Origin of the sequence: Vallitalea guaymasensis (assembly GCF_018141425.1) — a bacterium.
Classification (GTDB): Bacteria; Bacillota; Clostridia; order Lachnospirales; family Vallitaleaceae; genus Vallitalea; species Vallitalea guaymasensis.
The window spans coordinates 2,505,059-2,518,506 of the sequence record NZ_CP058561.1 but is presented as its reverse complement, the minus strand read 5'-3'; the positions used below and the strand labels follow the sequence as shown (position 1 = coordinate 2,518,506).

At 32.6% G+C, this 13,448-nt stretch carries 11 protein-coding genes; all 11 read right to left on the bottom strand.

The features are described from left to right. Positions 1-163: 163 nt before the first annotated feature. The 11 genes from HYG85_RS11095 to HYG85_RS11045 all read right to left on the bottom strand — a co-directional run bounded on the left by HYG85_RS11095 (position 164) and on the right by HYG85_RS11045 (position 13,368). Positions 164-1,345 carry a 6-phosphofructokinase gene (locus HYG85_RS11095; RefSeq protein WP_212693499.1) on the bottom strand — a complete coding sequence of 394 codons (1,182 nt, stop codon included), beginning with the start codon at positions 1,343-1,345 and terminating at the stop codon, positions 164-166. A 69-nt stretch (positions 1,346-1,414) separates the two neighbouring features. Beyond that, the gene (locus HYG85_RS11090) at positions 1,415-2,470 is read right to left on the bottom strand and encodes a LacI family DNA-binding transcriptional regulator (RefSeq protein WP_212693498.1); all 1,056 of its coding nucleotides are present in this window, start codon (positions 2,468-2,470) and stop codon (positions 1,415-1,417) included. Positions 2,471-2,927: 457 nt separating this feature from the next. Beyond that, positions 2,928-4,025 carry a type I phosphomannose isomerase catalytic subunit gene (locus HYG85_RS11085; protein WP_212693497.1) on the bottom strand — a complete coding sequence of 366 codons (1,098 nt, stop codon included), beginning with the start codon at positions 4,023-4,025 and terminating at the stop codon, positions 2,928-2,930. A gap of 326 nt (positions 4,026-4,351) precedes the next feature. After that, positions 4,352-5,497, bottom strand: a complete 1,146-nt coding sequence (gene nagA, locus HYG85_RS11080) for an N-acetylglucosamine-6-phosphate deacetylase (RefSeq protein ID WP_212693496.1) — start codon at positions 5,495-5,497, stop codon at positions 4,352-4,354. A 19-nt stretch (positions 5,498-5,516) separates the two neighbouring features. Further along, the gene (locus tag HYG85_RS11075) at positions 5,517-6,575 is read right to left on the bottom strand and encodes an SIS domain-containing protein (RefSeq protein WP_212693495.1); all 1,059 of its coding nucleotides are present in this window, start codon (positions 6,573-6,575) and stop codon (positions 5,517-5,519) included. A 66-nt stretch (positions 6,576-6,641) separates the two neighbouring features. Continuing rightward, positions 6,642-7,469, bottom strand: a complete 828-nt coding sequence (locus HYG85_RS11070; RefSeq protein WP_113673023.1) for a carbohydrate ABC transporter permease — start codon at positions 7,467-7,469, stop codon at positions 6,642-6,644. Positions 7,470-7,480: 11 nt separating this feature from the next. Next, entirely contained in the window at positions 7,481-8,416 is a 936-nt protein-coding gene (locus HYG85_RS11065; RefSeq protein WP_212693494.1) for a carbohydrate ABC transporter permease, read from the bottom strand. A gap of 81 nt (positions 8,417-8,497) precedes the next feature. Next, entirely contained in the window at positions 8,498-9,820 is a 1,323-nt protein-coding gene (locus HYG85_RS11060; RefSeq protein WP_212693493.1) for an ABC transporter substrate-binding protein, read from the bottom strand. 171 nt (positions 9,821-9,991) lie between these two features. Beyond that, positions 9,992-11,011 carry a LacI family DNA-binding transcriptional regulator gene (locus HYG85_RS11055; RefSeq protein ID WP_212693492.1) on the bottom strand — a complete coding sequence of 340 codons (1,020 nt, stop codon included), beginning with the start codon at positions 11,009-11,011 and terminating at the stop codon, positions 9,992-9,994. Positions 11,012-11,312: 301 nt separating this feature from the next. Further along, on the bottom strand, positions 11,313-12,140 hold the full coding sequence (locus HYG85_RS11050; RefSeq protein WP_212693491.1) for a 6-phosphogluconolactonase: 828 nt from the start codon (positions 12,138-12,140) through the stop codon (positions 11,313-11,315). A gap of 28 nt (positions 12,141-12,168) precedes the next feature. Beyond that, complete coding sequence (locus tag HYG85_RS11045; protein ID WP_212693490.1) at positions 12,169-13,368, bottom strand: ROK family transcriptional regulator; 1,200 nt, start codon at positions 13,366-13,368, stop codon at positions 12,169-12,171. Positions 13,369-13,448 lie beyond the last annotated feature (80 nt).

Sequence of the window (13,448 nt, the reverse complement as noted above, 5' to 3'; positions counted from 1 at the left end):
GTATTCTCCATCTATTTACTACTAATCTAAATAAAACTTAAAATACTTACGTACTAATCGGTCGAAGGGTAAAGTGTTACAATCACGCAGACCGACCGCTTCTCAGGGTAAGGCAAGTGATTGTAACACTTTACCCTGACCCTAACACCTCATTAATACACCTTCATATCTTCTTACTAACTTCCTTATTCCTCTCAAAATAAGCATAATCAGGAATATCTCCACCAATCAAAGGCTTACAATACTTAATAAAAGAATCTGTAACATCAATTCCACTCTCATGAATAAACTCTTTTGGCATCACTTTTTCATCCATCATTACCTTTTCAATAGGTATTAAAGTATATTCACATTCATATGGCTCATTACTAACTCTATCAATACCAACCATCATACCTGTATTACCAGCTAAAGCCGCCCTTACAGCTTCTCTACCTGCTTCTATAGCTTCAACTCTATCAACTGAAGACTGTAAAGTAGCACTGGCACGTCCTACAATACCAGGTTTTTCACTTCTTGCTTTTATACCTAACTTTTTAATAACCAATTCAGCAAGATAAGAACCTACATCTCCAAAATATGTTGCTCTTTCTGTTTTGAAAATAGGTGGAACAATAGGTTTACCCTGTTCATCTTTCAATCCTTCACTAGCTACTACAACTACGCCACCTAATCTATTATATAATTCCTCAACTTTAGCTAAGAATTCATCCTCTTTGAAAGGAACTTCCGGTAACAAAATCATATGAGGTGCATCATCTTTATTTTTTCTAGCAAGTGCTGAAGCCGCAGTTATCCATCCAACATTTCTTCCCATAGCTTCCACAATGGAAACATGTATCGGCATAGCTCTAACATCTTGTGCTACTTCTGACACAGCTGTAGCAATGTATTTTGCCATACTTCCGAATCCAGGGCTGTGATCTGTAACTGCTAAATCATTGTCAATAGTCTTAGGTATGCCCATTACACATATATCATGTTCTTTGGCTGCTTTGGCTAGATTACCACAAGCATCCATAGTTCCATTACCACCATTAAACAATACATATTTAATATCATGTTTTTTAAGAATTTCAACCATCTGGTTATATTCATTTTCATATAATGGTGTTCTTGATGTACCAATGGCTGTAGCAGGTGTTGTTTTCAGCAATTCAATTTTTTCTTGTGGTTCTTTATTGAAATCAACAAAATCTTCGTTTAAGAATCCTGCTGTACCACCTAGTGCTCCGTATATAGCTTCTATTTCTTCATTTTTCTTGGCTTCCATAATAGCACCATATAAAGAAGCGTTTATTACTACTGTAGGTCCGCCGCCATGGACGATTAGCATATTGCTCATTTGATGTTTCCTCCTTTTGTACCAAACGTTTGGATATATGATAAAAATTATGAGAGCTATATGGTATCATTAATTTATAGCTCTACAACTTTCTCTTTCAATAATTGTAAAAGGTACGTTGACACGTACAGGTAAAGTATGACCATTCTCAATCTTATCTATAAGCATTTTGACTGCAAATTTTCCTAATTCAACTTTTGGTACCTTTATGGTTGTTAATCCTGGTGTTACATATTCTGATAGTTCAATATCGTCAAGTCCTATTATTGAGATATCTTCTGGTACTTTTATATTGTTCTTATGAAGTGCTTTCATTGCTCCAATAGCAACTAGGTCATTAGCACAGAAAATTGCTGTTGGAAGCTTATCTTTTCCTAACCTTTTAATCATGTTGTCCATTCCAGTAAATCCATCAGCTGTAGATAGTTCTACATCTTGGATATACTCTTTTTTTACAGGTATTTCTTGTTTATTCATTGTATCCAGATAACCTTCGTATCTATGCTCATTTACTACATTTTCTAATTCTTTTGTTGAACCGATAAAACCAATCTCTCTATGATTCAAACTAATTAAATATTCTACTGCTGCCATTGCTCCTTTATAACCGTCACATATAACTTCATCAAACCCTGCATCAACATAGTTGACTCCTGTATAAACGATATTCTTGATATTCTGTTTCAAGAAGTTAAGAACATCTTCGCTGAATCTTCCAAGTATAACGGCTCCATCAACTGGATTGGATGTCAAGTTATTGTATAATGATGAAAATGACATGTCACAGGATGAAAATGAGTATCCGAGTATATATCCCCTTTTTGATACTTCGTCCTGTATACCTCTGGCTATTTGTGAGAAGAAAGGATCGTTATATGTGTCTTTGGTTGATGTAAAGATACAACCGATAGCTCGTGTATTAGTGTTTTCTATTATGCTTTCTTGTCCTTTAATCAAATTTCTTGCGTTTTGATTAGGTACATAGCCTAGTTCTCTTACTATTTTCCAAACTTTATCCTGAGTTTCTTTACTTGCTGGTTTATTAGTATCGTTATTGATAACTCTGGATACAGTAGATATTGAAACTTGTGCTTTTTTAGCAATCTCTTTCAATGTTACGGACATTTGTAATTCCCCAATTCTTTTTGTAAAAACTAATCCAATCGTTTGGATTAAGTTTATTATATCATTGGAGTTTTTTGTTGTCAATTAAATTAAATGATAGTCATTTAAATAGGTTGATTAATATTTTATGTTGGTAGTAAGTTTGGATATAATCATGGTGGTAAGTCAGAAAAATTGTTTTGTTCTGACGAGATATTTGCAATATAGTATATGTATATGTTCCGCCAGCAAATTACTCGTCCTGAGTAAATAGCTGGGTTCGGCGTCCATGCCTCACTACTCCACATATACATATACTATATTGCTTGTAGTCTTGTGGTATAGGTTACAAAACATTTTTTCTTCTTACGTACATGATTTTTGGCTAACACAAATAGGCGATTATGAGCTACTCACTGACGAAGGGAGTATAGGGGTATGTGAAGTCGCGTAACATACCCCTTTACTTCCTGACCGTCTACGAGGGAGGTAAACAAACCACTAATTCCAAAGGCTCATCTAACTCATTGACCCATGTGAGGACTTTAGCCTCGTAAGGCAAGAACAATTCATCTCCTTGATTTAATTCTACTTCTTCCCCATTACATAATAGCTTTCCTTTACCTTTTAGGACTGTTACAACAGCAAAGTTATTGGCTTTATTGAATGATAGAGTTTTTTTGACCACTATTTTTTCCATAGTAAATAGTGGAGTATCTTTTTCAGATATAAGGCTTATAACGGTAGCGTCATCATTGTCTAATAGGATACTAGGTTCTAGTTTATATTTTTGTGCTGTCTTTTCATGGCTTAATCCTTGGAAATTAAAGCAATCAAACATTTTATGGAAGCCTAATCCTTGATGGCAGGAAAAGGCATCTATTTCACGACCATCTGGGGCAGTTTTTTCTACTCTTATTGTATAATCTGTGGGCTCTTGTATTTCTATAAGGAAGCAACCAGAACCGATAGCATGAGGAACTCCTCCTTCTATTAGAAATACGTCTCCTTCTTTTGCTGGGAATTTGTGCATAGAGTTTTCTAGGGCTTTTATGTCCTGAGTCTCAAACAGTTTTATATATTCTTCTTTTTTGATACCTTCTTTGAAGCCAATAAGTATATAAGGGTCTTCACCATCAATATTTCGTCCACCTATGATATACCATGCTTCTGTTTTGCCGAAGGGTGAGTTGAATAATTTTTTTGCAGTTTCTTTATTTGGATGTATTTGGATTATTAGTCTAGAATAGGCATCTAGTGCTTTTACTAGTATAGCTAAGCTTGTACCATATTTTTTGTAATGGTTTGCGCCAAGGAAATCTTGTGGTGATGACTCTATTACTTCTTTTAAGGTAACAGTATTGCCTTCTATCATTAATTTACTCAGACCTTCTTTATCATTGATTTCTTGGCTTCTTATATTAATCAATGAAGCTATCCATCTTTCTCCATAATGATTATCTTTGGGGTTATCATTCCCTTCCCATTCATCAATGGATTTTCCGCCTATAAAGGGTCTGTATACTCGGTTGCTCATTAACTTGAGGGGTATTTTTGATAATTTTTTATAATCCATAGGTTTCCTCCTTATTCAAATAGACACTCCAATTAATCCATTCTATCTAACATCTGTTCATTAAGTTGTTCCAAGGCTCTGATGTTATTTTCGCTTATCTACATCTATGGAATCTTTATGGAGCAGATTCTTGATTCTCCTAGAGTGTCAGGTTTTATATTTGAATTGTACCAAATAAAACAAATAAATAAAATAATAGATTTTAATATAAATATTATAAAAAATTAATTGGGCAATTAAAAACAGCTTCATTTCCACAAAGCAAGAAATCAAACTGTTTATATACAAGTTACAATCATAACTGTATTCATATTACTCTATATTATTTATTTTCCACTATTATTGTATACTACTCTACCTTCAACAATAGTATAAATGACATCATAATTCTTATCCATAATTACAATATCAGCATCTTTATCTATATCCAAAGAACCTTTATCATTATCTATATTAAGCATCTTGGCAGGATTGATTGTTATCATTTTTATACATTCTTCTATAGGTAATCTAGTGAACTCCATTAGATTTTTTAATGCTTTATTCATTGTCAATGTACTGCCTGCCCGCGAATCTCCATGTACTAATCTAGCATCTCCATCTACAACAATAATATCATTAACTCCCAATTTGTATTTACCATCTGGCAATCCAGCAGCCATAACACTATCTGTTATTCCTATTACTTTGTCTATACCTTTTGTTTTGATCATCAATCTTACTATTGCAGGATGCAAATGAAGTCCATCAACTATAGCTTCACAATAAGCATCACTTTCCAATGAGGCACCAAGAATTGATGGATAATGCTGATGTAACTGTCTCATACCATTGAATGTATGTGTAATACGATTAGCTCCTTCTTCTATACACATCATACAATCCTCATAGGTAGCTCCAGTATGTCCTAGAGAAACTACTACCTCTTTGGATACAGCATATCTTATCAAACCAAGAACTCCTGGATTTTCTGCTGCTACAGTAATTGTTTTAATATTATCATTAGACTTCTTTTCATACTCCATAAACTTTTCTATGGAAGAATCAACAATCAGATCATCAGGCATTGCACCCTTGAATTCATGGGATAAAAATGGTCCTTCAAGATGTATACCTAATATTTTGGAACCACTTTGTTCTTCCATGACATTTCCTATGATTTCAACTACTTCACATGTCTTCTCATGGGTATCAGTAAGAAGTGTGGGAAGATACCCTGTGACTCCTTTTGAAGCAAAAAATCCAGAAAGCTCTTTTAGTTCTTTTTCATCAGCAAGGTTAGTGTCTATACCATTTCCTCCATGGGTGTGAACATCAATGAATCCTGGTAATACATACATTTCCTCTGCATCAATTATTTGATTATCATGGACACCTTCTACATTGAAATCTTTTATTTTACCATCTTTAATGAATATATTTTTTGTTATGATTTTTCCTTTTACTAAAACATTTCCATTTTTAATAATCATTTGGAATCGTCTCCACTTTTTATTTTAATATGATTGCTTGAGATAAATTCCTTGGACTATCCAGATCTAATCCTTTACTAATAGCACAATAATATCCTAGAAGCTGTCCAGATATTGCAACTAATGGTGTAATCAGATCAGCATTATATCCACAATCTAACTCAATATAGTAATCGGCACATTTCTTGGTTTTATTAGTTAGTTTATCTCCAATAATAAATATTCTACCGCCATACTCTTTCATTTCTTCCATTAATGCAACTTCTAATTCTTCACACTCTTCTGTAATATATTGAGTTATTAATGTTTTATCATCTACTAGAGCCATTGGTCCATGTCTATATTCTAAGCTGTAGTAAGCTTCTGAATTAGATATAGCCATTTCTTTTATTTTATTCATTGACTCGTTGGCTATACCATATAAGCTGCCTTGACCAAGAGTTATGTATAGATTGATATCATTATTCTCTTTAATTATTTGTTTACATATGTCATTGATATTATCCATAACCTTACTACAATTTTCTGGCATACTGACTAACTTGTTCACCAACTCTTCTTTTCCTGCAACTGTCAAAGCAAGGATCTGATTCATGAATACCATACTTGTGAAAGATTTTGTCATTACGATACTTTTTTCTTTTGCCTTTGGTGATAGGATATAATAATCATTATACTCTTTACTGTTCTCGTCACAAGTTACTGCTAAAGTCTTAACATTATCTAATAGTCTTACTTTATTTATTGCCATCTTCACTTCTGTTGTATCACTTCTTCTTGTAATAGGTATAACAAGGCTTCTTTTACCTTTTACATATAATTCTGGTGTTAGATATAACTCTGAACAAGGTACAGCTTTTGCTGTTATATCATTGTATTTAGAAAATATAGTAGCTGAAGTCTGTGCTAAATATAAGGAAGTACCACAACCAGTAAAAATGACTTCATCTGGATTAACTTCACAAAATGCTTTCTTGATTGTTGCTGTTATAGTATCTAGAGTCTCAACAACTCCCCTGAACGCTTCTCCTTGTTGGAATATTTCCTTGATTGTGTGTTGCCCTAATTGTTTTTCCATGTTTTTCCTCCTTGAAAATTAAATATTATATGTACATAACTATATATATTGAACTTAACATGTGGCTTAGCCCTTGACAGAACCAGCAGTCAATCCTTGTATCATATATTTTTGCAGGAATATAAATAAAATAAGTAATGGTATACTTGCCATAACAGAAACAGTCATAACATTGCCCCAGTCATAAGAAAGCTCACCAAGATATCTCATTGATATACCATTTGATAAAGTACGGATTTTGTCATCTGTAATAAGTGTTAAACAATATAGATAATCATCCCAAGCTATAAGAAATGTATATAAACCTATTGCTAGAATTCCTGGGCTGCATAATGGTAGAATAACCTTGAATAATGTTGATAATCTTCCACAACCATCTATATATGCCGCCTCTTCCAATGCTCTAGGAATGTCATCAAAAAATCCTTTCATCAGCCACATGCAAAATGGTACATTGGCAGCTGTTAATGTGAGTATTACCGCAGTTCTTGTATTAAGTAATCCAACATTCTTGAATGTAGAATAAAGAGCAGTGATAATACCTACTACAGGGAATATTGAAACTGATAAAAATGCCATTATCAGAATCTGACTTCCTTTGAATTTGAATCTTGAAAAAGAATATCCTGCTAGAATAGATATAATAATCGTAAATAATGTTGTCAATCCAGCAGTTATGAAGTTGTTAAAATAATAAGTCATGAATAACTTATCTTTAAATATATTTAAATAATTACTTATAGTTGGCTTATGAGGTATCCACTCTGGTGGTATTTTATATATTGCAATATTATCCTTGAATGAAGTTACAAACATCCATAATATGGGACCAACCAAAAATACTAATAATATCACTAAAATTGTATAAGATCTCGCTTTCGGCTTACTATTCATATTTTCACTCCTTAATCTCTTGCTGTTTTGAAGGCTTTGTTATAAACAGCCGAGAAAACTATTAAAATTATCAACCATATAGTTGAAACAGCTGCCCCTTTACCGAAGTTCAGATTTACAAAGGAATTCTTGTATGTCATTATTGCAAGGGTAGTTGTCTTATTAACTGGTCCTCCCCCTGTCATTATCCAGAACAATGGGAATTGCTTGAAGTTGGTGATTATAGAAATTAGTAGTGTGGATTTAATTACATTACTTAACATTGGTAAAGTCACCTTGAAAAAACATTGTCTGGAATTAGCTCCATCTATAGTAGCCGCTTCATATAAATCGCTAGGTATTCCCTGCATACCAGCCAATAACATAATAGTGATGAATGGTATTTGTCTCCATACTGATGCAGTGACTACACTGTAGAGAGCGTATTTCATACTAGCAACCCAATTAATCGGGTCAGAGATTATATTTAGTTTCATCAAAAGATAATTAAGTACACCATATTGTGGCTGGAATATCCACATCCATAATAGACCTGTAACAATGGTTGGTATAATCCAAGGTAAAAGCACAACACTTCTCAGAACTGCTCTACCTTTAACGTCTTTATTAAGTATATTGGATAATATTAAACCTATAACAAATATCAAAGCTACTGTAATTATCATGAATTTGAAAGTTGTTCCTATGGCAGTGAATATTTCTCCTTCTTGGAATAACTCCTTGTAATTAAGAAAATCATTCCAATAATAATCTGCATTAGCTTTTAGTTTATAATTAAAGAAACTCATAATGACTGATTTGGCTATAGGAAAAAACGTTGTGAAGCCTACTACTATTATTGCAGGCAACAATAACATAATGGCGAATATACGATCGTGTTTTTCCCTACCCAATTTCTTAAAAAATCTACGAGTAGATTTTTTATTGCCCTCACTTGCTGCTTTCATATCAATTAGTCACTTCCTTTGCTAGAATATTTATAACCTGTTAATTTATGGGGCTGTATAGCCCCATAATCATCACTTCTCCTATTTTAGAACTTGCTTCAACTTGTCATCCAATTTCTTGACAACATCTTCAGGGCTTTCATTTCCAATAGTAACCCTTTGTGCTGCGGAAGTTATTTCAAGTAATGCATTCTCCATGTCAGAATGTTGTTTTGCAAGTGCTATTACTTGTGTCATACTATCCTTGACTGGATCAATGAAATTATCATTAAGGTTAAGTGATTCATTAACTGATTTTCTAGCAACTATAAAAGGTAATGTTGTATTATAATACTCTTCTAGAACTTCTTTTGAAGTGATATACTTAACAAATTCAGCAGCCTCTTTTTTATGTTTTGAGTCTTTCATTATATGTAATTCATGTGCAGCTAGTAGACTTGCTCCATCTGTTGCATCTGTTGCTGGTATCATGGCTACTGCAAGACTGTCTTTTATCTCTGGATTGATTCCTACGACACCACTTGTTCCCCATACTTGGTCAAAATACATTCCTAATCTACCGATAGCCATTAAGTTTCTTAGATCCTTTAATTTAGCAGCTTCAGGATTAAGACCTTTTTCTTGTACTTCTTTATAGAATTTTAGAGCATCCAGATTACCTTTTGTATCAACTTCCACTTCACCTTTATCGTTATATATGTTTCCTCCAAAAGTCAACATTGTACTTAATACGTTTTCACCACTGACAGGTACAGAAGCCGTTGAAGAACCTAGACCAAATACCTTATTTCCATCTTTATCTTTAAGCTCTGATATTTTTTCAGCATATTTTATCATTTCTGCATATGTTTTTGGTGGTGCATTAGGATCTAACCCTGCTTGTTCAAATAAATCTTTATTGTAGACTAAAAGAAAAGTACTACATATCCAAGGTGCCCCATATAATTTACCACCATCTGACATTGCTTTTCTAACACCATCATAGATATCATTAACATATTCTGCTCCTAATAAATCATCAAGAGGCTCAATGAATCCAGAATTAAGATATGAACTGAAAGCAGAAGACTCCCCGTGTACAACATCAGGAGCATCACCTGAATTAGCTTTGATTAATATTTGTTGCTTAAGATCCCCATAAGGATAACTGACAAACTCTACTTTTACATCTGTTTTTGCTTCAAAATCCTGTGCCATTTTAGTATAAAATTTCTCCGTTGCTTTTTCTAAAAGGCCATATGTTGCAAATTGAATAGTTACTTGTTCATTAGAACTTGAATCATTTCCCCCATTATCACTCTCTTTAGCTTTATCATTATCTTTATTTCCACATGCAGCTAAAGAAAACACCATAACAAAAATCAAAATACCCATAGTCATTGTTTTAAAAAACTTTTTAGACATATTAACACTCCTTTTAGTTATAATTTTAAAATTTATAATGATAGACATATTACTTGAATATATCTCACCACTTCAAAGAAAGCGTAAAAATATTTATTTTGTTTCTAATGAATCTGTTATGTAAAATAATATATACACTCGTATGTACACACCCCAAAAAAATATATAATTCTACTGTGTCATAGATTTTGTGGTATTACCTATAATTAGATCAGTATCTATATCTATGTCTTTTACTACTTTTCCTTCTATCTTATCAATTAATAATTCCAATGCTGCCCTGCTTATTTTTTTTCTTGGAATTTCAACAGTAGTTAATCTAGGAACCATATATTTTGCTATAGTCGTATCGTTATATCCTATAATCGATACATCTTCTGGTACTTGCAGATTAAGGGATTTGACTGCACTCATTACAATATAAGCATGCATATCGTCATTCACCAAAATCGCAGTAGGTCTATCCTTAGATTGAAATAACTTATAACTTTTTTCAAAAACATCCTTGTAACCATTTGCACCTTGAATAATATAATCTTTGTTAAGCACCATGTTATACTTCTCATGAATCTCAGCATAACCTTTTACTCTTAGGTCATTATAATCTATGGTATCCTGCTCTTTCAGACTTGAATCAACAAAAGCAATTTTTGTATGACCTTCCTTAACTAGATGCTCCATCGCTTTTAGAGTTCCACCATAAATATCTATATTAACAAATGTGATATCTTTTGAAATATTCTCGTGTATCCTATTTCCAAACAAAATAGTAGGAATACCAATATCAGGAAACTTATTGATTAATTCTCCTTCTAATATATCAGTACTTATTATAGCCCCATCAAACTGTCTGCTGATTAACTTATTAATATATTGTTCGTCTCTTCTAGTGTTACAAAAAGAGATTATATAGCCTCTTTCATTGGCTATGTCTTCCATATCCATAACAATCTTAGCAAAGTGTTCATTACTTATATCATCACAAATAAATGCTATATGATAGCTTTTTTTGCATTTCAATCCTAATGCAACGGTATTAGGGTGATAACCTAACTCTTTTATTGCTTGTAGAACTCTTTCTCTTTTATCTTTACTAACATATCTATTATTATTAGTAACATAAGAAACAATAGTTGGTGTTACTCCTGCTCTATCTGCTACATCTTTTCTCGTAACTCTTTTACCACTCATATAAATCGCCCCACTTACCAATACATCAATATATCCTATTTTTTATTTTTACATATGTATTTTTTGTATATTTTTTATAAAATTCTAAGGTTTTGCTTATGTTAAAATGATTATATCACAAATTTTATAGTTTGTACACACGAATGTATATATTTTTTTAACATCTTCTATTGTTTTTTAATAAATCCTTATAATAAGCCATTTTAGTAGTCATATAAAAAACCATATATAATATTAAAGTTATAAATCCTTTATAAGAATTTGTATAACCCTCTATCATATATGGTCTATCTATCAATTACTAATATGGTTTCCTTGCTACATATCTAGAAATAGTTATCTTGGCATCATCATGTTCCTGCAAGAAACTAACTGGGAACTTAGCTGTTACATCACCATAGATAGCTCGTCTTACAACTGCTCTATGCCAATCTCTAAACATATACAAACGTATCTTTTTTGCACTAAGAATCTCTTTCATACCAATAGTTATACACCATTTTGGCAATGACTGTATAGCTCCACCTAATGCACCGGCAGCATTAATGGTTCTAGTTTCCCTTGATATCTTAAGAATTCTAGTACCTATATTACGAAATTCCTGATCTATTATATTTTCACTTTCTTCTGGTGGCTCATTAAAAGCAACATGTCCATTGATACCTACTCCACCAAAACATATATCAACTCCACCAAGCTCCTGAATCTTCTCATAGATTTCCTTTTCTTTTCCTGGTTCAGGGAAGAATCTATGGTCCTCAGGTACATTCAACTCTTCATCAATCTTACCATATAATTCTCTGTACATGAAACCTTTAAAGCTAAGAGGATTGTCCATATCAATCATGGTCATGTCATCATTAAGATATTCATCCATATTGAATATGTATAGGTTATTAAGATTCAGACGATATTTATTTACAATCCTAACAAACCTTTTATACTGACCTACTGGTCCTACTGGACATATAAATACAGTATTTTTACCTTTTTCATTATTTTCTTTTATAGCATCAAACATAGCCCAAGCCATATCATGATACATATCGTCCTCTGTATCCATTATCTCCAATGGAATCTTACTGTTTTCCCCTAATTTGTCTTCTCCAATTGTGTAATAATCCTTCATTGTAAAGCCTCCTTGTGATTTTTTTACTTTAAAATATGTCTTTATAAACTAATGTACCAGCTGAAACTCCATCTACTATGTCAGCATCTTGTCTATGTACAAATAATGTATCTTCACCTACCAAATTGAACAGCTGATCTTTTGCATATAATTCAATTCTATCTGTTATATTGTCTCTGTATCTAAAAAACTCGCCTGAAAGAATAACCATATCAGGATTAAGTATATTGATTATATTAGATACACCAAGACCTAGTGTTTTTTCAGCCTTATCCAAAACATTGCTACATAATTTATCATTATTAGAAGCACACTTGTTTATTAATTCAAATGTAATTTGGTCATAATCTTCTCCGATATAATCTGTTATTATACTCTTCGTACCTCTAACCAATTCATCTTCCACTTCTGTTTCTATGGCTTCTGTACCACAATATGCCTCCAAACAGCCTTTTTTACCGCATGTACAGAGTCTGCCATCTTGTTCTATTTTTTGATGCCCTATCTCACCTGCAACACTATTTTTACCCCTTAGTATGTTTTCTTCAACAATGATCCCACTTCCTACACCTTGATTGCACATGATGTAAATGATGTTTCTATATCCTTTGCCATAACCATACCAATATTCACCTAGAACAGAGATATTAGCGTTATTATCAATATAAACAGGCAACTTGAAAATTTCCTCAAGGTACTCCTTAAGATTAATCTGTCTTGGTTCTTTATTTATGTTGAAATCCATTAGTATCCCTGTCTTGTAATCAACAGTACATGGAACACCAATTCCAATTCCTAATATTTTATCTTCATCAAGTCCAGATTGGGAAATCAATTTTTCTATTACTGTTTTTACATTATCAAGGAGTTCTTTTTCTTCTTTTATGTATCTTACGCTTTCTTCTTTTCTAGCAATTATATTTCTATTAATATCAAGAAGCGATCCTTTTATGAGGGTTCTAGTGATATCCAAACCTATACAGTAAAAAGCTTTTGGATTCACCTTCAAGAGAATGGGTTTTCTACCTACTGTCGTATTATCAGTTCCAGCTTCACCTGTTTCAAGTAGAATGTCACTTTTAATCAGTTCATCTACTATCCTAGTCACTGTTGGCTTAGATAATGCTGTATTATTCCATACATCAGTTCTTGATACAGGTTCATTTTCTCTAATATAATTAAGGAGAACCTTTCTATTTCCATCAATAGATTTATTATTTATCTTCAATATATCACCCTCCTTTATTTCACTACGAAACTATTATTTATGAATATATCAATTATAACTATAAGCTACTTATTTCATAG